Here is a 19,746-nt window from a genome sequence, read left to right as displayed (position 1 = left end):
CGGTGGTTCAGACCATGGCCAGCCGCTGTTTGCGTTGTGGCGCGTGAAACGCTTGGTCCAGCGCCTCCAGATCCCCGGGCTCAAGCTGCAACATGGCGGCCTGGGCGTTGAAGCGTACATGTTCGAGTCGGACCGCCTTGGGGATGGCGATCACTCCCTCCTGACGCAGTATCCATGCCAGTGCCACCTGTGCCGGTGTGACGCCGTGACGGGCGGACACTTGCCTGAGCGTAGTATTGGCGAGCATTTTACCGCCCTGGCCAATCGGGCAGTAAGCCATGACCGGCAGCCGCCGTTGCTGGCTCCAGGGCAGCAAATCAAATTCTATGCCCCGTTGTTCCAGGTTGTAGAGCACCTGATTGGTGGTACAGGCCGGAGCTTCCAGTTCCAGCAGGTCGTCGAGGTCGAAGTTGGACACGCCCCAACGGCCGATCTTGCCGGCTTCGCGCAAGCGCTCGAAGGCGTCGACGGTTTCTTCCAGGGGATACTGGCCGCGCCAATGCAACAGGTACAGGTCGATATAATCGGTGCCAAGCCTGCGCAGGCTGCGCTCGCAAGCCAGGGGAATGCCCTGGCGGCTGGCGTTGTGCGGGTACACCTTGCTGACCAGAAAGACGCTGTCGCGCTGACCGGCGATGGCATCGCGGACCACTTCCTCGGCGCCGCCTTCGGCGTACATCTCAGCGGTGTCGATCAGGGTCATGCCCAGTTCGATGCCCAGGCGCAGTGCCGCGACTTCTTCCGTGTGCCGTGAACGGTCTTCGCCCATCTGCCAGGTCCCCTGGCCGATGACCGGAACCCGGGTGCCGGCCAGTTCAAGCGTGCGCATGCAAAACCTCCTTTATGAATGCCGATGGTTGTTTCAGTGGGCAGCAGAATAGTCCATCGGTTCCGCCACAGGCTGTGATCTCTTGAACTGCACCCTGCCGGTGATCGATTGCTCTGTGCCGATACTGCACTTTTTCGAAATGTCCGGCTCTATCCATGGCAGCCAGCGGCGATCCCCACCGCCGGCCCATGCCCAAGTCCAAGAACCCATGGCTCGAGTTTCACCCGCGATCACCACTAAAATCCGCCGTCATTGCCTACTGCTGGCAGGTCTGTCGATGTTCTTCGTCACCGGTTGCAGCCAACAGCAGGGCGGCGACATCATCAACCAGATGCGCGAAGGCAAACCCCAGGAGTTCCTGCAAACCAGCGTCGACCGTATGGCCACCCTGACCATGCGCGACAACCTCGACAGCCTTTACCTGTTGATGAGCAAGCTCTACCTGCGTAACCCCGATGAGTTGAAAAAATCCGGTTTCCTCGATGCCCGCACCGCCGGCAAGCAAGTGCGCATGGCCATTGAGCTGCAGCAGCCATTACCGACCCTGGGCGGCAAAAAGGACCTTGCGGCCCTGAGGTTTGCCATGAGCCCGGAGTTTCTCGGCGACCGGGTCGGGGCGTTCATCTATGCCATCGGCAGCATGCTGGTGACCGCCCATGGCAATCGCCTCGAGTTCTACATGACCGATACGATCAACCCGGTGTTCGTCAGCAATGCCGCGCGCAACATCGAGATCGCCACCTGGATCCTCAGCCAGCGACAGAACAAAGAGGGCCTGCCCTTGCTGTTCTCCAACGAAATCTCGGAGGAGGGCAGCAACCTGAGCTTCGCCGTCGAGTTCGGCAAGATCGTCGCCCGGCTGGACCTGCTGACCCAGATGCTCGACGAACGCTACCGGCGCATCGGCCTGAACTATGCCCAGAGCCTGCTGTTCCTGAATTTCCTGCCGGTTCAGTGAGCACGACACATATTCCTTGTGGGAATTGAATTCAGGGTATAAAGATAGATCGCATCGATATAACTGGTTATAAGAAATATCGCTATGCTGCGGGCCAGATTTCCCTTGTGATCTTTGTGGACGTATTCATGGATTTAGTGAACATCGGGTTGGTCGTTGCCGGGCTGGTCGTCGGCTTCATCGTCGGCATGACTGGCGTGGGTGGCGGGTCGCTTATGACGCCGATCCTGCTAGGGTTCGGCATCAACCCGGCGACGGCCGTCGGTACCGATCTGCTATACGCCGCCATCACCAAATCCAGCGGTGTACTGGTTCACCGCAAGAACAACAACATCGACTGGGCGATTACCGGCTGGTTGACCTTGGGCAGCGTGCCTGCGGTGGCGTTGACGCTGTGGTTTCTCAGCACCCTGCACAGCGCCCCCGAGGCGATGAACGCGATCATCAAGCAGGCCCTCGGTTTTGTGTTGTTTGCCACGGCACTGGCGATCCTGTTCAAGAAGCGCCTGCTCGACTTCGCCCACAAACGTGCGGGCGGCAACTACAACCCCAGCGGATTGCGCTTGAATGTGATGACGGTCATCACCGGGCTGGTCCTTGGCACCATGGTCGCGCTGACGTCCATCGGCGCCGGTGCACTGGGCACCGTGGCACTGTTCATCCTCTATCCGATGCTGCCGACCCGCCGCCTGGTGGGGACTGAAATCGCCCACGCCGTGCCGCTGACCCTGGTCGCGGGGCTTGGCCATGCCAGCATGGGCAACATGGATTGGCACGTCCTGGGTTACTTGCTGGTGGGCTCGTTGCCGGGGATTTACCTGGGCAGCCACCTGACCGGGCGCATCTCCGACGAATTGCTGCGCCCTTGCCTGGCGACCATGCTGTTGTTGATCGGCTACAAACTGGCGTTCTGATTCAAGCCGCCACGAAAGCTTCATTCGCGGGTGAATATTTCCAGCAGATGCCCGTCCGGGTCATCGAAATACACCCGCCGTCCTCCCGCGTAATCATTGATCTCCCTCAGTCGCTGCTTGCCCGGGTCGGCCCACCACGGCTGACCGTTGGCTTGCAGGCGTGCGAAGGCCGCATCGAAATCCTCGTCGCCCATCAAGAATGCGTAGTGCTGGGACGCTATCGGCGGGTCGTTGTCGTAGAAATCCAGTGACACGTCGTTATCCAGTTTGACGATCAGCATGGGCCCAAAGGGCTGCGGGGCGGGCAGGCCAAGGAGGCTGGCCAGGAAATTCGCCGAAACCTGCTTGTCCCGGCACCAGACGATGGTGTGATTCAACTGAGTGCTCATGGGCAAGTCCTCACGACGGATCAGGCGGGTTGTCATGAGCCTTCAGATTAGCCCAGCCTGTTGCGCAATGACCGCCCTGACCTAAGCTTGGGGCAAGGCGAAAAATATTTGCGGTACGTCACCCGGAACGATCGCCGCGATGCGCAATCATTAGAGCGTGGATATCAGAAGGAGATGCGCATGCTCATCAGGTCACTGACCCTGGCTACTTTGCTGGCGATTGCCGGCACCTCGTTCGCCGCCGATGGCGACTCACCGCTGGACATGGACAAGGGCAGGGCTCGGCCACTGATTGTCATCGCTCCGAGCACGGTTGATCCGAACTGGGTCGGCCTGAAAAAGTCTCTGGATGAGCCAGCCAACCGCAAGGGTTTCACCGACCGCAACATGGTGCTCTACACCGTGCTCAACCTGATGGGCCAGCGCGACGGCAAAGACCTGGGGCCACAGGACACGGCGGCGCTGATCCGCTCGCTCAAGCTGGGTGCTGGCGCCAAGACCAAGGTGATCCTGGTCGGCAAGGACGGCGAAAAGAAACTTGAGCAATCGGACGCCTTCAAGCTGGACGAGATTTTCAGCGCTGTCGATCAGTTGCCCGCGGCCGAGAAAGAATTTACCGCGACCGTGGCTGCACCCGTCGCTGAAGCGGAGCCTGCGGTCAAAGGCGCCAAACCCGGAAAAAACAGCAAACCGGCCAAGCCCTCCAAGCCGCCTGAAATGCCGGATGATTGAACCTCAATCTTGTGGCGATGGAAGGTTTTTCTGTGGGAGCGAGCTTGCTCGCGATGACGGCCTGACATTCAACCATTGTATCGACTGTTACGACGCCATCGCGAGCAAGCTCGCTCCCACAGATGGATCAGTCGCTATTGGGAAAGGGCGCTCAGAATCTGATGAGCAATCCTGACCCGCTCTGCATTGGGATAATTCTTGTTGGCCAGCATCACAATGCCGATGCCCTTCGATGGCACGTACGCCACGTAAGCACCAAAGCCACCAGTTGAGCCTGTCTTGTTGATCAGCACGTTCTCTGGCTGCGCTTGTGGCGGGTTTAGCCACTGGACTTCATGGGCTTGCATGGCCATTGGCGTGGAGTTGCCGTCCAGCAAACGATCCAGTGTGATCGGGTAGCGATACAACTCCCAACCCAGGCCCTGGGTCATATCGCCTACGGTGTAGTAACCGCTATGAGTCAGGGCGATGGCTTGCTGCAACGGCTTTTCCAGGGACGCTGGTTTCATGTTTGCACCGACGTAGGCCAGCAAGTCCGCGGCGCTGGTTTTCACCCCGTACGCCTCGGAATCCAGCGCACCCGGAGTGACCCGTACCGGTTTGCCGTCCTTGTCGTAGCCCTGGGCGTAAAGCGCCATCTGATCCTGCGGCACATGCACATAGGTGTGCTTGAGGCCCAGTTTCGGCAGCAGGGTTTTCTCCATCAGGTTATCGAACGGCTGGCCCATGCTTTGGGCGGCGAGGTAGCCGAACAGGCCAAGGCTGGGGTTCGAATACAGTCGGTGGCTGCCGGGGGCGTAGAGCGGTTTCCATTGTTTGTAGTAGCCGAGCATCTTGTCGGCCGAATCATATTCGGCAGGAAATTGCAGGGGCAGGCCGCCAGCGCTGTAGGTACCCAGTTGCAGCACGCTGATGTGGTCGAACGCACTGCCGCGCAAGGCCGGCAGGACCTGGCTGGCCTTGTCCGACAGGGACAGCTTGCCCGTGGTCTGGGCGTAGGCGGCGAGGGTGGCGGTGAAGGTTTTGCTGACGGAGCCGATTTCGAACAGGGTGTCTTGCGTGACGGGGTTGCCGGTTTCTTTCGAGGCGACGCCATAGTTGAAGTAATGCGCTTGGCCGTTGACGGTGACTGCCACGGCCATGCCGTGAATGCCCTCGGCTTGCATCACCGGTTGTACAGCGGCGTTCACCACTGTCTCGATTTGATCCTGTGCCACGCATTGGCCCGCGGCGAATATCGCCATGCAAGCGGCGATGGTTTTCAGCCTGTCCATGTTGGTTTCATCCGTCGTTGATTCAGTTGCGCGCCATTTTAGGGCGTGAAGCGCCATGCTCCGAGCGCTTTTTAAAATAGGCCGCCAACAGGCGGCCACGCGCAACCGTCAACTCAACGCACCAGGCACGGCCGCTTGTTATCGAACTTCCAGCCGGGAATCAGGAACTGCATTGCCACGCTGTCATCCCGCGCCCCCAGGCCCATGCCTTTGTACAGTTCGTGAGCTTTGGCGACCTGATCCATGTCCAGCTCCACCCCCAGCCCCGGTTTCTGCGGCACCTGCACACAGCCGTCGACGATTTGCAGCGGGGACTTGGTCAGGCGCTGGCCGTCCTGCCAGATCCAGTGGGTGTCGATGGCGGTGATCTCGCCCGGCGCGGCCGCTGCGACATGGGTGAACATCGCCAGGGAAATGTCGAAGTGGTTGTTGGAGTGCGAGCCCCAGGTCAGGCCCCACTCGTGGCACATCTGCGCCACGCGCACCGAGCCTTGCATGGTCCAGAAGTGCGGGTCGGCCAGGGGAATGTCGACCGACTGCAACTGGATCGCGTGGCCCATTTCCCGCCAGTCGGTGGCGATCATATTGGTCGCGGTTTTCAGGCCCGTGGCCCGGCGGAACTCGGCCATGACTTCGCGACCCGAGTAACCGTTTTCCGCCCCGCACGGGTCTTCGGCATAGGCCAGCACGCGGTGCTGGTCGCGGCACAGACGGATGGCTTCTTTCAGTGACCAGGCGCCATTCGGGTCGAGGGTGATGCGCGCATCGGGGAAGCGTTCGGCGAGGGCCGTGACCGCTTCGATTTCCGCGTCGCCGCTGAGCACGCCGCCCTTGAGTTTGAAATCCTTGAAACCATACTTTGCGTGCGCGGCGACGGCGAGGCGCACCACAGCGTCGGCGGTCATGGCTTTCTCGTGCCGCACGCGGAACCAGTCGTTGTCGGCGTCCGGTTCGCGGCGGTAGGCGAGGTCGGTTGCGTTGCGATCGCCGACATAAAACAGATAGCCGAGCATCTTCACTTCATCGCGCTGCTGGCCTTCGCCGAGCAGGGCGGCTACCGGCACGTCCAGGTGCTGGCCGAGCAAGTCGAGCAATGCGGCTTCCAGTCCGGTGACGGCGTGAATGGTGATGCGCAGGTCGAAGGTCTGTAAGCCGCGGCCACCGGCATCGCGGTCGGCGAAGGTCTGGCGTACCTGATTAAGGATCTTCTGATAAGTGCCAATCGGGCTGCCGACCACCAGGCTGCGTGCGTCTTCGAGGGTCTGGCGGATGCGCTCGCCCCCCGGTACTTCGCCGACACCGGTGTGGCCGGCGTTGTCCTTGAGAATCACGATGTTGCGAGTGAAAAACGGGCCGTGGGCGCCGCTCAGGTTGAGCAGCATGCCATCGTGGCCGGCGACCGGAACCACTTGCATGCTGGTGATGACCGGGGCTTTTGCGGTGTCTTGTGGGTTCATATTCCAATCCTTAAAAAGCACAATTCAGGCGTGGTTGGGTGCAGGTTTGCCCAGCGCCACGGCAGATGCGGGTTTCGGTGTGTTGCGGGCGGCAAACACGATGATGGCGGCGATGATCGAGGTCGCGGCCAGGCCGTACAGCCCGCCCTGAATCGAACCGGTGCGTTCTTCCAGCAGGCCGAAAGTGGTCGGCGCAACGAAACCTCCGAGATTGCCTACTGAGTTGATCAACGCGATGACGCCAGCGGCAATGCGCGCATCCAGGTAGGCCTGGGGAATCGGCCAGAACAGCGACGAGGCCGATTTGAAGCCCAGTGCGGCAAAGCAGATGGCGACAAAGGCGAAGATCGGCCCGCCGGTGGTGGACATGAACATTCCGGCCGCAGCGATCAGCAGGGCGGTGGCGACCCAGGCTTGCTGGTGTTTCCATTTGCCCGACAGGGAAGCGAAGGCGTACATGCCGACAATCGACAGCAACCACGGAATCGAGTTGAACAGCCCGACCTGGACATCGCTCAGGTCGCCCATCTTCTTGATGATGCTCGGCAGCCAGAAGGTCGCGGCGTAGATGGTCAACTGGATAAAGAAGTAGATCAGGCAGAACAGAATGATCTGGCGATCCTTGAGCAATTTGCCCAGCGACGGCTTGATCGGCGTGGCGGCTTCCCGGGCCAGTTGTTCGTCATCGATGGCCTTGACCAGCGCGTCCTGTTCTTCGCGGCTCAGCCATTTGGCGTCGTGGGGCCTGGAGTCCAGCCAGAACCAGACGAACACGCACAACCCCACCGAAAACATGCCCTCGATGAAGTACATCCACTGCCAGCCGTGCAGGCCCAGCCCTTCGATTTGCAGGAGCAAGCCGGACAGGGGGCCTGAGATCAGCGAAGCGAACGCCGAGCCACTGAGGAAGATGGCAATCGCCTTGCCGCGCTCCACGCCGGGCAACCAGCGGGTGAAGTAGTAGATCACCCCGGGAAAGAACCCGGCTTCGGCCACGCCCAGCAGAAAACGCAGGATGTAGAAGTGGGTTTCGTTCTGGATGAACGCCATGCCCGCGGCGACCAGGCCCCAGGTCAACATGATCCGCGTCAGCCAGATGCGTGCGCCGACTTTTTGCAGAAGGATGTTGGAGGGCACTTCGAACAGTGCATAACCGATGAAGAACAGACCGGCACCCAGGCCGTAGGCGGCCGCGCCAATGCCCAGGTCGTGTTCCATGTGGGCGCGGACGAAACCGATGTTCACGCGATCAATGTAATTGACGATGAACATGATGACGAACAGCGGCAAGACGTGACGTTTGACTTTGGCGATGGCGGACTTCAGCGCTGAATTGGCGTCGTCGTGCATCCCGGAGATGGATGTATTCACTGCGTTTTCTCCCACTCGTTATTTTTATGCGGGGTGAAGCTGAGTGCTGCGTTGTTGATAGACATCATACAACTACATTTTTTGATCTTGCAACCACGCTTGCTCAATGAAATGGCGCATTGTCGGAGATTTTGATTCTATTGGCGGTGGCTGATGGCCTTTAAAACGAACCAATATCGGCTTGTTGTTGAGTGTTGTCATACAAGTTGAGCGAGATTTTTCAGGATTCCCGCCCGACGCGGTGCTACGATTCGATAGCCCTGATTTCCGGACACCCCGATGCAAGAAGACCTCGAAGTACCCGCCCGCAAGCGCAGCCATAACCTGGCCCATGACCTGGTGGAGAAACTGACCCAGCGCATCCTGCTCGGCCAGATGTTGCCCGGCGACAAGCTGCCGTCGGAAAACACTATCGTTCAGGAACACGGGGTCAGTCGCACGGTGGTGCGTGAGGCGATCTCGAAGTTGCAGGCTTCGGGGCTGGTGGAGACCCGGCACGGCATTGGCACGTTCGTGATCGAGCGCGCACCGGAGCAGGGGCTGCGGCTGAATGTCGATACCGCGTTGGGGGTGCGCAGCATTCTGGAATTGCGCATGGGCCTGGAAACCCAGGCGGCGGCGCTGGCGGCAACGCGCCGCAGCGATCTGCAACTGGCGCAGATGCGTGAAGCACTGGATGACTATCAAAGCCTGCTGGCCAACAACGACAGCTGTGTCGAAGCGGACCGGCGTTTTCATCTGCTGATCGCCGAAGCCACCGGCAACGTATGCTTTACCGAAATCATGCAGCACCTGGGCAGTGCCATGATCCCGCGCACCCGCGTCAATGCCGCCGAGCGTGGCGCGGTGGACTTGAGCAAGCTTGGCCAGTTGGCCAATCTTGAACACGAGGCGATTCTCAATGCCATCAAGCGCCAGGATCCGGATGCGGCGCGGGCGGCGATGTGGTTGCACCTGACCAACAGCCGTGACCGGTTTTCTCCCAGTTGATGGTCAGTGATACCGCGTCATCGTTCATCGCGGGCAAGCCACGCTCCCACAGGTTCTGGGGCGTGCTCAAGAACCGCGGCAACCATAAAACCCTGTGGGAGCGAGCTTGCTCGCGATAGCGTCAGGCCTGTCAGCGAAAAACCTGAATCAGACCCTGACAGCCTGAACAACCACAGCCCGCCGCTCCAGATTCAACGCCAGCACACTCACCAACACCACCAGCCCGCCGACCACAATCATCAATGTCGGCCGTTCGCCAAGCGCATAAGACGCAATGACCATCGCCGTCGGCGGCGTCAGATACAGCGTCATCGTCGCCCGGCTCAAATCGACATGCGCCAGTACATAGGCCCAGGCCAGGTACGCCAGGGCGCTGGGGAATATCCCCAGGGCAATCACCGCAAATTGCACACGCAGCGGCGCCAGGGCGACTTGATCCGCCAGGCCGGGCAAGAAAACCAGCAACAGCGCCGTCCCGGACCACACCGTGTAACACACCAGCGTCAGCCCGTCGTAACGCCCGGTGTGATGCTTTTGCAGGGCAAAGTAGAGGCTCCAGGACACCGCCGCCAACAGGATCAGCAAGCCGTGGGCATCAAGGCTGCCCAGGCCATGATCGCCCGCCACCACAATCACCACGCCCAACAACCCGAGCAGCACACAACCCCAGCGCCACAGGCTCACCTGATCCTTGAACACGAAGCGCGCGATCAGCGTACTGAACAGGGGCGTGGTCTGGGCCAGAACGCTCGAAGCGCCAGCACTGACACCTTGCTGCCCGAAGTTGATCGCCACGTGGTGCAGGCTCACGGCAAAGAAACCCAGGCCGAACATCAACGGCAGATCGCGCAGGCTCGGCCGGCGAATGCCCTTGAACATCGCGACCACGGCCATGAACACGGAAGCCAGCAGGAAGCGCAGCAGTGCCAGGTGCACCGGGTCATAGGCCAGCAAGCCGATATGGATGCCGGTCGGCGAATAGCCCCAGCACGCCACGACAAACGCCATGGCCAGGATGATTTTCCAGGGGGAAACGGGGGAGGGTGTGAGCGGCGTCATGGTCGTGCACCTGTGGGCGGATGCACCGAGTATCAGAAAGCGGATCGTTCGCCACAACTGACTTATACTGCGCTAACCGTTCACTTTTGGTGATGTATGGAGCTGGCACAGATTCGCATGTTCAAGACCGTGGCCGATGTCGGCAGCATCGCCCGCGCGGCCGAGCTGTTGCATTGCGTACCGTCGAACATCACGGCACGGATCAAGGCCCTGGAGGCCGAATTGGGTGTCGCGCTGTTCCTGCGCGAGGGGCGAGGGCTGCGCATCAGCCCTTCGGGGCAAACCTTCCTGGCCTACGCCTCGAAAATTCTTGCCCTCACCGCCGAGGCCAAGCGCGCGGTCGATCCTTCGGCCGAACCCTCGGGGCCGCTGCGCATCGGGGCCATCGAGTCGTCGGCCACCGGGCGATTGCCGCGGTTGCTGGCGAAATTCCACAAGCGTTTCCCGCAGGTGGCGCTGGAGCTGACCACCGGCACCTGGGCCCAGTTGCTCGACGACACGCTCAATCACAAGCTCGACGGTGCAATCGTCGCGGTCGACGTCGAGCGTGCGCACCTCAAGCGCACGCCGATGTACCGCGAAGAGTTGCTGTTGATCGCCTCAACCTCCCTCGGGCCGTTGCGCAACGTGACGGACCTGCATGACAAGACGATGTTCCTTTGGCCTCAGGGCTGTCCTTACCGGGCAGCGATGGAGCATTGGTTATTGCGCAATGGGTTGGCGCTGCCGATTGTCAGCCTGGCCAGCTATGGCGCGATTGTCGGTTGCGTCAGCGCCGGGGCCGGCGTGGCGCTGGTGACTAAAGGGGTTTTCGATCAATACGCCAAGGGTGCCGGGTGCGTGGCGTTCGAGTTTCCCGAACTGACGGCAATCGAGAGCCTGTTCTACTGGCACGAAAACGCCGGGGTGCACCCGGCGCGGGAGGCGTTTGTGGCGATGCTCCGCGAAGAGTTTGCCTGACACATTTCCCTGTAGGAATTGGGTGGATTTGCAGGTCAGGTCACGCTGATATCCCGCATCAACAACCCAAACTCCAGATCCACTGCATCCGGTATCGGCAAATACACCGTATGCCCATCTCCCGGTGCAACCTCGATCGCTTCACCCTTGGCGTTTTGCAACTGATGCAGATCGAAGTGGAAGTTGCCCTTGGGCGTCATCAGCTCCATGTGATCGCCCAGGCCGAAGCGGTTCTTCACCTTGACCTCGGCCAGGCGATCTCGGCGCTGCCCGGTCAATTCACCGACAAACTGCTGGCGCTCCGAGACGGAGCTGCCGTTCTGGTAGTTCTGGTATTCGTCATGCACATGGCGGCGTAGAAAGCCTTCGGTGTAGCCGCGCTGGGCGAGGGATTCCAGATCGGTCATAAGGTCGCGGTCGAAGGCCCGGCCCGCCACCGCATCGTCGATGGCTCGGCGATAAACCTGGGTGGTGCGCGCGCAATAAAAGTGCGATTTGGTCCGGCCTTCGATTTTCAGGGAGTGCACGCCCATGTGGGTCAGGCGTTCGACGTGCTGCACGGCGCGCAGGTCCTTGGCGTTCATGATGTAGGTGCCGTGTTCGTCTTCGAAGGCCGGCATCTGTTCGCCGGGACGATTGGCTTCCTGCAACAGGAACACCTGCTCGGTCGGCGCGCCGATGCCCAGGGTGGGTTCCGGCTGATACTGTTGCACGATCTCGCCGAGATTGTTTTCCGTGGCCGGTTGCGCCGAATATTTCCAGCGACAGGCATTGGTGCAACTGCCCTGATTGGCGTCACGCTTGTTCATGTAGCCCGACAGCAGGCAGCGCCCGGAATAGGCCATGCACAACGCGCCGTGCACGAACACTTCCAGTTCCATGGCCGGCACTTGCTCGCGGATCTCGGCGATTTCCTCCAGGGACAGCTCCCGGGACAGGATTATCCGGCTCAAGCCTTGCTGCTGCCAGAACTCGACGCTCGCCCAGTTCACCGTATTGGCTTGCACCGAAAGGTGGATCGGCATCTGCGGATAGTGCCGGCGTACCAGCATGATCAGGCCGGGGTCGGACATGATCAGCGCATCCGGGGCCATGGCAATCACCGGTTCAAGGTCCTTGAGGAAGGTCTTGAGCTTGGCGTTGTGCGGCGCGATGTTCACCACCACGTAGAAGCGCTTGCCCTGGGCCTGGGCCTCGCGAATGCCGAGGGCCAGGTTGGCGTGGTCGAATTCGTTGTTGCGCACCCGCAGGCTGTAGCGCGGCTGGCCGGCGTACACGGCATCGGCGCCGTAGGCGAAGGCGTAACGCATGTTTTTCAGGGTGCCGGCGGGGGCGAGCAGTTCTGGCGCGGTGAAGTTCATGGCAGTGTCGGTCGCAAAAGCCGCGCAGGGTAAACGTTCGGTGGCGAGGGATTATTGACCTGGATCTATGCTTGTTCAACAAACCGATGGCACTCGCGCGAGCCGTAGTGGACTAAACATCAGGGCGGAAGTTTTTCGTCCTCTCTGGCACGGATCGGACATGAACGAAGCGCCCCTACAAGACAAATCACTGACGGTTTTGCTGGTGCTGGTGAGCGCTGCGTTCATCTGGATCCTGCTGCCGTTTTACGGCGCGGTGTTCTGGGCGGTGATCCTTGGCATCGTCTTTGCGCCACTGCAGCGCCGGCTGCAAGAGAAGTTCGGCTGGCAACGCAACCTCACGTCGCTGTGCACATTGAGCATTTGCCTGGTGATTGCGATTCTGCCGGTGATCATCATCAGCGCCTTGCTGGTTCAAGAGGGTGCGTCGCTCTACAAAAGCGTCGAGAGCGGCGAACTCGATATTGCCGGGTACGTGTCGCAGTTCAAGCACAGCCTGCCGCCGTATTTCCAGCATCTGCTGGATCGCTTCGGCATGGGTGAGTTGAACGGGCTGCGAGAGAAAATCGTCAAAAGCGCGATGACCGGCGGTCAGGAGCTGGCGGCGCAGGCCTTCATTTTTGGTCAGGGCACCTTCGAGTTCGTCGTCAGTTTTTTCATCATGCTGTACCTGCTGTTTTTCTTCCTGCGCGACGGTGCGGAACTGGCGCGCAAGGTGCGTGCGGCGGTGCCGTTGCAGGAACAGCAGAAACGTCGTTTGCAGCTCAAGTTCAATCGTGTGGTGCGGGCCACGGTGAAGGGCAACCTGCTGGTGGCCATCACGCAAGGCGCACTGGGCGGTCTGATTTTCTGGTTTCTGGACATCCCCAGCGTATTGCTCTGGGCGGTGTTGATGGCGTTTCTGTCACTGCTGCCAGCGGTGGGGGCGGGAATAGTCTGGGCGCCGGTGGCGGTGTTTTTCCTGCTCACCGGGGCGATCTGGCAGGGCATAGTGCTGGGGTTGTTTGGGGTTTTCGTGATCGGCCTGGTGGATAACGTGCTTCGACCGATTCTGGTGGGCAAGGACACCAGGATGCCGGACTACATGATCCTGATCTCTACCCTCGGCGGCCTGGCGATTTTCGGACTCAACGGCTTTGTCATCGGCCCGCTGATCGCGGCCCTGTTCATGTCGAGCTGGGCCATTTTCATTGAAACCAAACCGCGGGTGCAGTTGCCTTAGGCGTTGAGCCTGCCGGACTGGCCGGTGCCGATGCGTTGCGACAGCTCCTTGGCGGCGGGTAGCGAAGTAAGCGGGCCGCTGATCTGCACGCCATCCTGCACCAGATACCAGCAGGCGAGCATGCCCAGCTCTCTGAGCTGTGCGGGGACGGCGCTGCCGATAACGGACATGATCTGAACCTTGGACACGACAAGTACCTCCATCAATCTGTGGAGTTACTTTAAGGTCAGGGTGCCTTTAGGGGTAATCAACGCTTTCGATAGTGGTCATTGATGCCAGAGGGGGCAAACGACCGTTGGTCGGTCAGCTGACCACCTGATCGAGCATATGAACCACTTCCTGCTCGTTGAGCAGGCCCTTGCGTACCAGGCTTTGCGTCAGCAGCGAGAGAAATTTGGCGCTGCGATGACCTTCCAGGTGCTTGAGTTCGGTCAGTGCGTTGTACACCTTGCTGGAGGTGCACAGACCGACGATGCGGTGCGGGTTTTGCGTTGGCATGTGGTCGTCCTTGTTGTTTTCAACTGTTATCGACGGACAGCACCGAGCTTGCGGAACTGTCATGACAAAAATATGACCGTTTTTTGCCGCACGGCAGAAATCGGGTCGAGTCCATCTTGCCCATTTTTGCCACGGGTACTGTCCCGATAGCGACCTTGGCGAGATTTATCCAGACCTGTACCGACAAACGGGCATAAAAAAGCCCCGCTTTATCAGCGGGGCTGGATGAGTTCGTTACCAGCGGCCGTGGCCGTAGTAGCCGCGTGGCGGGCCGTAGTAACCATGGGGTGGTCCGTAGTACACCGGGGCCGGGCGGTAGTAGATCGGTTGTTGCACGTAGACCGGGGCCGGTTGGTAGTAAACCGGAGGCGGTGGTGCGTAATAAACCGGCGCGGGCTGGTAGTAGACCGGTTGCGGTGCGACATAAACCGGGCGGTTGGCGTTGATCAGAGCCGAGCCGACGATGGCAGTACCGACGATCGCGCCAAACACCGCCGGGCCCTGCCAGTAATTACCACCACCATGGGCTTGCGCCTGTCCTGCGATAGCGAGGGCGCCGATCAGCAAGGCTACTGTGGGGACTTTACGGATCATGATAGTTCCTCGGTTCTTCAGCCCGGCGCTTGTGTCTGCAATAGACCCAAGGATTGTCGCGGGGATACTTCTAAGACAGCGTTTTTCTGAAAAACAGCACGGCCGTTAGGTAAATTTTGTGTAAGGTCTGTACCGACTTTCTTACCGACCCGTGTAAGGCCGTGTTAACACACTTATATGATCGATCAGAACCCGATGGAGGGCTAATCCCGTCCATCCGAAAAGTGCATTTGAAGGAGCTTGCCCGTGCAGATGAACCCCAACAAAGACACCCAGCTGTGCATGTCCCTTTCAGGACGCCCCGGGAACTTTGGTCTGCGTTTTCACAATCATCTGTATGAACAGCTGGGCCTGAATTTCTACTACAAGGCCTTTGCCAGCCAGGACCTGCCGGGTGCCGTTGTCGGCATTCGCGCCCTGCGCATTCGTGGCTGTGGCGTGTCGATGCCGTTCAAGGAAGCCTGCATTGCCCTGGTGGATGAACTCGACGCATCGGCCGCCGCCATTCAATCGATCAACACCATCGTCAACACCGACGGTCATCTCAAAGCCTACAACACCGACTACATCGCCGTTGCCCAGTTGCTGGAAAAACACCAGGTGCCCAAGGACTCGACCTTTGCCTTGCGCGGCAGTGGCGGCATGGCCAAGGCCGTGGCGAGCGCCTTGCGCGATGGCGGCTATGAAAGCGGCCTGATCGTGGCCCGCAACGAGCGCGCCGGACAGGCACTGGCGCAGTCGTTGGGGTATGAGTGGCAGGCCGAGCTGGGGAGTCGTCGCCCGCAAATGCTGGTCAACGTCACCCCGATCGGCATGACGGGGGGGCCGGAGGCCGAGCAACTGGCCTTTGAGCCTGACGTGATCGAAAAAGCGGACACTGTCTTCGATGTGGTGGCGATTCCCTCCGAAACTCCGCTGATCATGCGTGCTCGTGCCGAAGGCAAGCGGGTCATCACCGGGCTGGAAGTGATCGCGATCCAGGCATTGGAGCAATTTGTGCTCTATACCGGCGTGCGGCCAACGGATGAGCAATTCCAGAAGGCCGTGGCGTTTGCCCGCAGCTAGGAGGTGTCCATGCATCCCCCCATTCTCAACCTGAATTCAGTCGAACTTGAACCGCTGCCCGAAGCGTTTGCGCCGAGCGGTGAAACCGCCGGTCGCTACCAACAGCGCCTGGCCCGCGTCGGTCAGCAACTGGGGGCACAAAAGCTGGGTTATCGCCTGTATGTGCTGGAGCCAGGCATGCGCGGCAGCCCGTTCCACAGTCATCGGGTCAATGAGGAAATGTTCTACGTCGTGGCCGGGGAAGGGGAGGTTCGCCTGGGAACCGAACGTTTTCCGATCCGCGCCGGTGATGTGATCGCTTGTCCACCGGGCGGGCCTGAAAAGGCGCATCAGATCATCAATACCAGTAACGGCGAGTTGCGGTACCTGGCCGTCAGCACCCAGCAATCGCCGGAGATCTGTGAATACCCGGATTCCGGTAAATACGCCGTGATGGATGACTTCAAGGTGGATGCCGAGGGTAATGCGTCAGGCTTTGTTGCCGTTGCCCGGCAAGCCGATGGGGTGGATTACTGGGACGGCGAGTAGCGGTACAGGATGACGGATACTTTTGTGGCGAGGGAGCTTGCTCCCGCTGGAGTGCGAAGCAGTCCCCTTTTCGGGGCCGCTTCGCAGCCCAGCGGGAGCAAGCTCCCTCGCCACAGTGGGCATCTTTGAAAGTTAAGAAGTCATTCCAGTCGTGCCAAACGCTCTTCCAGCGCCGCAATCCGCGCTTCCAGCTCTTCGATCCGTTCAACCGAAACCCCGCTGCTGCCACGTTCGGCCGGGTTGTTCCTTGCAGCCATGATCGCTTCGATATCCGCCGGGTCGCCCAGGGCGTGCGTGTAACGATCTTCGCGCTGGCCGGCCTGACGCGGAATCAGTACGGCCAGGCCCCGGGCAATCAGGCGTTCGAGTTGATGCACCACCTGTTCGGCATCTTCGAACTCATGCATGCGGCCGCTGCGGGTCAGCAGTTCATTGACGGTCTGCGGGCCGCGCAGAAACATCAGCCCGGTCAGGATGACCTGCGCCGGCACCAGTTCCAGAGCCTTGTCGACCTTGTGTTCCCAGCGGTCGGCGCGGCTGCCCATCACCAGTCTGGCGAAACCGTGTCCTTCGAGGACGCGCAGGCTATGGCCGACCTGGCCTGGTGTGAGGTTCATCACCGGCTCGCGGCTGGTTTTCTGGTTGCAGGCAATCACCAGGGCATTGAGGGTCAGGGGATAGGTTTCCGGGCTGGTGGCCTGTTTCTCGATCAACGAGCCCAGAATGCGGATTTCCGTACTGTCGAGCCGCTGCTCGTCTAAAGTCGTCTCTTGCTCAGTGCTCATGGTTCTGCATCCTTACCCGATTCATGTTTTTCACTCGCGTGAGTGCACTTTAGATGGGCAAGCGCCAATGGCAACCGAATTCGTTGCGCCATCAAGTGAATGATGACAAAAAGTGTATGAAATCTTAACGCCATTTTTACAAATGGCCGGGCACCGTATGCGGGGCGCGCGCGAGTGCGTCCAAAGGGCGGGGTATTGTTGGCGCCATCGTCCTGAATAGCTGAACCCTGCATCGAGTCGGCCGGTGTACGACACCTTGATTCGCCTCTGATAAAAGAAATCCAATAAAGGCGAGAGTGACTCCATGAGCCAAGACATTTTTGTATCCGTACTGATCCCCGCCAAGAATGAAGCGAACAACCTCAAGCCGCTGCTTGAGGAAATTCGCGTCGCATTGGCCGCTGAATCGTACGAAATCATCGTCGTCGACGATGGCAGCACCGACGCAACCCTGCAGGAATTGCGGCAGATCCGCCACGACGGCTTGAACACCCTGCGCATCCTGCATCACGAACGTTCGCTGGGGCAGAGCACCTCGCTGTACCACGCCGCCCGTGAGGCCCGCGGACAGTGGCTGGCGACCCTCGATGGCGACGGCCAGAACGACCCGGCGGACATTCCCGGCATGCTGGCGCTGGTGCGCGGCGAACCGGGCAAGGTCGATGTGCAACTGGTCGCCGGGCATCGGGTCAATCGCCGCGACACCGCAAGCAAACGCTACGCCTCGCGGTTCGCCAACAACCTGCGCCGCCGCCTGCTCAAGGACGCCACCCCGGACACCGGTTGCGGCCTGAAGCTGATCGAGCGCGCGGCGTTCTTGCGCCTGCCGTACTTCGACCACATGCATCGCTACATTCCGGCGCTGATCCAGCGCCATAACGGGCGCATGATCGTGCACCCGGTCAACCACCGACCGCGCACGGCCGGGGTCTCGAAATACGGCAACATCGACCGCGCGCTGGTCGGCATTCTCGATTTGTTCGGTGTCTGGTGGCTGATCAAGCGCACGCGGCTGAACACCATCGCCCAGGAGATCAAAGGATGAATCTCTCCCGCGAAGCCCTTTGGCTGATCGTCGGTTTTGTCGGGCAGATCGCCTTTACCGGGCGGTTTGTCCTGCAGTGGCTGTACAGCGAATACAAGAAACGCAGCGTGATCCCGGTGAGCTTCTGGTACCTGAGCATCGTCGGCAGCACCTTGTTGCTCGCCTATGCCATTTACCGTGAAGACCCGGTGTTCATCGCCGGACAGGCCTTTGGCTCTCTCGTTTATTTTCGCAACTTGCAGCTGATCGCAAAAAGCAAACACCTGAAGGAGTAGGTCATGCCCGGATCGTTATCGACCCGATACATTACGTTGCTCGTGGCCATCGCGGTTGCGTTGCTGTTTTTCTGGGGGCTGGGCAGCGTGCCGTTCCTCAGTGTCAACGAGGCCCGCCGCGCCGTTACCGTGCGCGAAATGCGAGAGGCAGGCAATTGGCTGCTGCCTTACATGAACGGCGACTTGTACTTGTCCAAGCCGCCGTTTTTCTATTGGGCCGGTCTGGTTTCAACGGCGGTGCTGGGCAGCTTGTCCGAGTGGAGCGTGCGCCTGCCTTCGGCGCTGGCTGCCGCCTTGTGCTGTGTTGGCACCTATCTGTACGGCGTTCGGCAGGCGGGGCGGCAGGTCGGACTGTTCGCCGTGGTGTTCCTGGCCGCGAACGGCGCCTTCAGCCTGTTCGCACGACGCTCGGAAATCGAGATGTTGCTGACCCTGCTGTGCTTCGGTGCGCTGCTGGCGGCCTGGCAGTTCATCTTCCTGCAAGGTCGGGTCTTGTGGAGTCGGTTGAGCTACGTGCTGCTGGGTTGCGCGTTGCTGACCAAAGGGCCGGTTTGCCTGTTGTGGGTGACGGCGCCGATCCTGGCCTATGCCTTGATCTACCGCGATGCCCGGGCCAAGGCTTATCTGTGCGACGGTTGGGGCTGGCTGATTGCCCTGGTGCTGGGCGGTTCCTGGTACGTGGCGGTGTCTGTGAACCAGGGCTGGGGCATCTGGGCCTCGATCATCAGCGAAGACATCGTGAAGAAGATCGACGGGCAGGGTGCCGAGGCCTGGTATGCGTACCTGTTGTACCTGGCCGGGGATTTCTTCCCGTTCTGGCTGATCGCATTCGTGCAACCGCGCAAGTTCTGGGCAATGATCCGCTCGCGCCGCGAGGCGGGCATGTTGCTGATTTGCAGTTTGCTGCCGCTGCTGGTGTTTTCCTTGTTTACTGAAAAACACGGCAAATACCTGTTGCCAGTCTATCCGTCCATGGCGTTGCTGCTGGCGATGCACTGGTCGGCGCTGCTCGACGACCTGAAGGGGCGCTGGCGCACGGTCCTGGCCGTTGTGCCCTACGTGATGCTGGCCGGTTTTGTGGTGTTCTACATGTTCGTCGAAGCGCGGGTATTGTCGCACCGGTTCGGTGGTCTTGAGCAGGTCGCCACGCTGGCTAATGGGCAACCGGGTCAGAAGGCTTATACCCTCGGTGAGCCGGATATCCGTCTGGTCTACTACATGGGCCGGCCAGTGGCGCCACTGACAGTGGCGCAGTTGCAGTCCGAGTCCCGTCCGGCGGGGTTGCTGTTTGTGCAAGAACCCCTCGCACCGGAACTACAGAACCTGGCGTCGTGCCAGGTCGGTGAAGTCAACCCGTACCTCAAACCGCACCGTGCGGCGCTGCTGGTGCGCATGGGTGGAGATTGCCGCTGATCGGCTTCCCGGCCGAACAGTCACCGC

General features: G+C 60.3%; 22 protein-coding genes. 11 read left to right on the top strand and 11 right to left on the bottom strand.

The features are described from left to right. Positions 1 to 7: 7 nt before the first annotated feature. Positions 8 to 829, bottom strand: coding sequence for an aldo/keto reductase (locus VC35_RS23120; protein ID WP_046042789.1), 822 nt, complete (start codon positions 827 to 829; stop codon positions 8 to 10). Between the two features lie 208 nt (positions 830 to 1,037). On the opposite strand from VC35_RS23120, the gene VC35_RS23115 reads away from it, so the two are divergent. Both VC35_RS23115 and VC35_RS23110 read left to right on the top strand, forming a co-directional pair. After that, a complete protein-coding gene (locus VC35_RS23115) occupies positions 1,038 to 1,787 on the top strand; it encodes a hypothetical protein (RefSeq protein WP_046042863.1) in 750 nt (249 codons plus the stop codon). 128 nt (positions 1,788 to 1,915) lie between these two features. Further along, a complete protein-coding gene (locus VC35_RS23110; protein WP_007988000.1) occupies positions 1,916 to 2,701 on the top strand; it encodes a sulfite exporter TauE/SafE family protein in 786 nt (261 codons plus the stop codon). A 20-nt stretch (positions 2,702 to 2,721) separates the two neighbouring features. Here the strand turns inward: VC35_RS23110 and VC35_RS23105 are convergent, their stop codons facing one another. Continuing rightward, complete coding sequence (locus tag VC35_RS23105) at positions 2,722 to 3,090, bottom strand: VOC family protein (RefSeq protein ID WP_046042788.1); 369 nt, start codon at positions 3,088 to 3,090, stop codon at positions 2,722 to 2,724. 180 nt (positions 3,091 to 3,270) lie between these two features. On the opposite strand from VC35_RS23105, the gene VC35_RS23100 reads away from it, so the two are divergent. After that, positions 3,271 to 3,822, top strand: coding sequence for a DUF4174 domain-containing protein (locus VC35_RS23100; protein WP_046042787.1), 552 nt, complete (start codon positions 3,271 to 3,273; stop codon positions 3,820 to 3,822). Positions 3,823 to 3,956: 134 nt separating this feature from the next. Here the strand turns inward: VC35_RS23100 and ampC are convergent, their stop codons facing one another. From ampC to VC35_RS23085, 3 genes are all read right to left on the bottom strand, one after another. Continuing rightward, complete coding sequence (gene ampC, locus VC35_RS23095; protein ID WP_404942370.1) at positions 3,957 to 5,066, bottom strand: class C beta-lactamase; 1,110 nt, start codon at positions 5,064 to 5,066, stop codon at positions 3,957 to 3,959. Between the two features lie 143 nt (positions 5,067 to 5,209). Beyond that, positions 5,210 to 6,553, bottom strand: a complete 1,344-nt coding sequence (gene gudD / locus VC35_RS23090; protein WP_046042785.1) for a glucarate dehydratase — start codon at positions 6,551 to 6,553, stop codon at positions 5,210 to 5,212. A 24-nt stretch (positions 6,554 to 6,577) separates the two neighbouring features. Further along, positions 6,578 to 7,924 carry an MFS transporter gene (locus tag VC35_RS23085; RefSeq protein ID WP_046042784.1) on the bottom strand — a complete coding sequence of 449 codons (1,347 nt, stop codon included), beginning with the start codon at positions 7,922 to 7,924 and terminating at the stop codon, positions 6,578 to 6,580. Between the two features lie 279 nt (positions 7,925 to 8,203). Between VC35_RS23085 and VC35_RS23080 the strand changes: the two genes are divergently transcribed. Then, complete coding sequence (locus VC35_RS23080; protein WP_046042783.1) at positions 8,204 to 8,914, top strand: FadR/GntR family transcriptional regulator; 711 nt, start codon at positions 8,204 to 8,206, stop codon at positions 8,912 to 8,914. A 147-nt stretch (positions 8,915 to 9,061) separates the two neighbouring features. Here the strand turns inward: VC35_RS23080 and VC35_RS23075 are convergent, their stop codons facing one another. Continuing rightward, positions 9,062 to 9,973, bottom strand: a complete 912-nt coding sequence (locus VC35_RS23075; RefSeq protein WP_046042782.1) for a DMT family transporter — start codon at positions 9,971 to 9,973, stop codon at positions 9,062 to 9,064. A 96-nt stretch (positions 9,974 to 10,069) separates the two neighbouring features. Here VC35_RS23075 and VC35_RS23070 point away from each other — a divergent pair, with 96 nt between their 5' ends. Beyond that, complete coding sequence (locus tag VC35_RS23070) at positions 10,070 to 10,933, top strand: LysR family transcriptional regulator (protein WP_046042781.1); 864 nt, start codon at positions 10,070 to 10,072, stop codon at positions 10,931 to 10,933. Between the two features lie 35 nt (positions 10,934 to 10,968). On the opposite strand, the gene trhP is transcribed toward VC35_RS23070, so the two are convergent. After that, positions 10,969 to 12,294: a prephenate-dependent tRNA uridine(34) hydroxylase TrhP gene (trhP, locus tag VC35_RS23065; protein ID WP_046042780.1), complete on the bottom strand. Its 1,326-nt coding sequence runs from the start codon at positions 12,292 to 12,294 to the stop codon at positions 10,969 to 10,971. Positions 12,295 to 12,454: 160 nt separating this feature from the next. On the opposite strand from trhP, the gene VC35_RS23060 reads away from it, so the two are divergent. Further along, complete coding sequence (locus VC35_RS23060; RefSeq protein ID WP_046042779.1) at positions 12,455 to 13,516, top strand: AI-2E family transporter; 1,062 nt, start codon at positions 12,455 to 12,457, stop codon at positions 13,514 to 13,516. On the opposite strand, the gene VC35_RS23055 is transcribed toward VC35_RS23060, so the two are convergent. The 3 genes from VC35_RS23055 to VC35_RS23045 form a co-directional block, all read right to left on the bottom strand. Further along, positions 13,513 to 13,704: a hypothetical protein gene (locus tag VC35_RS23055; protein WP_046042862.1), complete on the bottom strand. Its 192-nt coding sequence runs from the start codon at positions 13,702 to 13,704 to the stop codon at positions 13,513 to 13,515. The two genes, VC35_RS23060 and VC35_RS23055, sit on opposite strands and share 4 nt — an antisense overlap. Positions 13,705 to 13,819: 115 nt before the next feature. Then, positions 13,820 to 14,014, bottom strand: coding sequence for a hypothetical protein (locus VC35_RS23050; protein WP_008052996.1), 195 nt, complete (start codon positions 14,012 to 14,014; stop codon positions 13,820 to 13,822). A 234-nt stretch (positions 14,015 to 14,248) separates the two neighbouring features. Next, entirely contained in the window at positions 14,249 to 14,608 is a 360-nt protein-coding gene (locus tag VC35_RS23045) for a hypothetical protein (protein ID WP_046042778.1), read from the bottom strand. A gap of 246 nt (positions 14,609 to 14,854) precedes the next feature. Here VC35_RS23045 and VC35_RS23040 point away from each other — a divergent pair, with 246 nt between their 5' ends. Together VC35_RS23040 and VC35_RS23035 are read left to right on the top strand one after the other, a co-directional pair. Next, the gene (locus tag VC35_RS23040; protein WP_046042776.1) at positions 14,855 to 15,673 is read left to right on the top strand and encodes a shikimate 5-dehydrogenase; all 819 of its coding nucleotides are present in this window, start codon (positions 14,855 to 14,857) and stop codon (positions 15,671 to 15,673) included. 9 nt (positions 15,674 to 15,682) lie between these two features. Continuing rightward, a complete protein-coding gene (locus VC35_RS23035) occupies positions 15,683 to 16,201 on the top strand; it encodes a cupin domain-containing protein (RefSeq protein ID WP_008052993.1) in 519 nt (172 codons plus the stop codon). Positions 16,202 to 16,341: 140 nt separating this feature from the next. Here the strand turns inward: VC35_RS23035 and VC35_RS23030 are convergent, their stop codons facing one another. Continuing rightward, entirely contained in the window at positions 16,342 to 16,986 is a 645-nt protein-coding gene (locus VC35_RS23030; protein ID WP_046042775.1) for a YceH family protein, read from the bottom strand. A gap of 304 nt (positions 16,987 to 17,290) precedes the next feature. On the opposite strand from VC35_RS23030, the gene VC35_RS23025 reads away from it, so the two are divergent. Genes VC35_RS23025 through VC35_RS23015 form a run of 3 tightly spaced genes read left to right on the top strand, consistent with a single transcriptional unit; the run spans position 17,291 to position 19,719 of the window. Then, entirely contained in the window at positions 17,291 to 18,031 is a 741-nt protein-coding gene (locus VC35_RS23025; protein WP_046042774.1) for a glycosyltransferase family 2 protein, read from the top strand. Further along, positions 18,028 to 18,306, top strand: a complete 279-nt coding sequence (locus VC35_RS23020; protein WP_046042772.1) for a lipid-A-disaccharide synthase N-terminal domain-containing protein — start codon at positions 18,028 to 18,030, stop codon at positions 18,304 to 18,306. Before VC35_RS23025 ends, VC35_RS23020 begins: the two co-directional genes overlap by 4 nt. Before the next feature lie 3 nt (positions 18,307 to 18,309). Beyond that, entirely contained in the window at positions 18,310 to 19,719 is a 1,410-nt protein-coding gene (locus VC35_RS23015; protein WP_046042771.1) for an ArnT family glycosyltransferase, read from the top strand. Positions 19,720 to 19,746 lie beyond the last annotated feature (27 nt).

Source organism: Pseudomonas fluorescens (assembly GCF_000967965.1).
Classification (GTDB): domain Bacteria; phylum Pseudomonadota; class Gammaproteobacteria; order Pseudomonadales; family Pseudomonadaceae; genus Aquipseudomonas; species Aquipseudomonas grandcourensis.
Note: the sequence above shows the minus strand (reverse complement) of the source record. Positions and strands in the feature narration are given on the sequence as shown.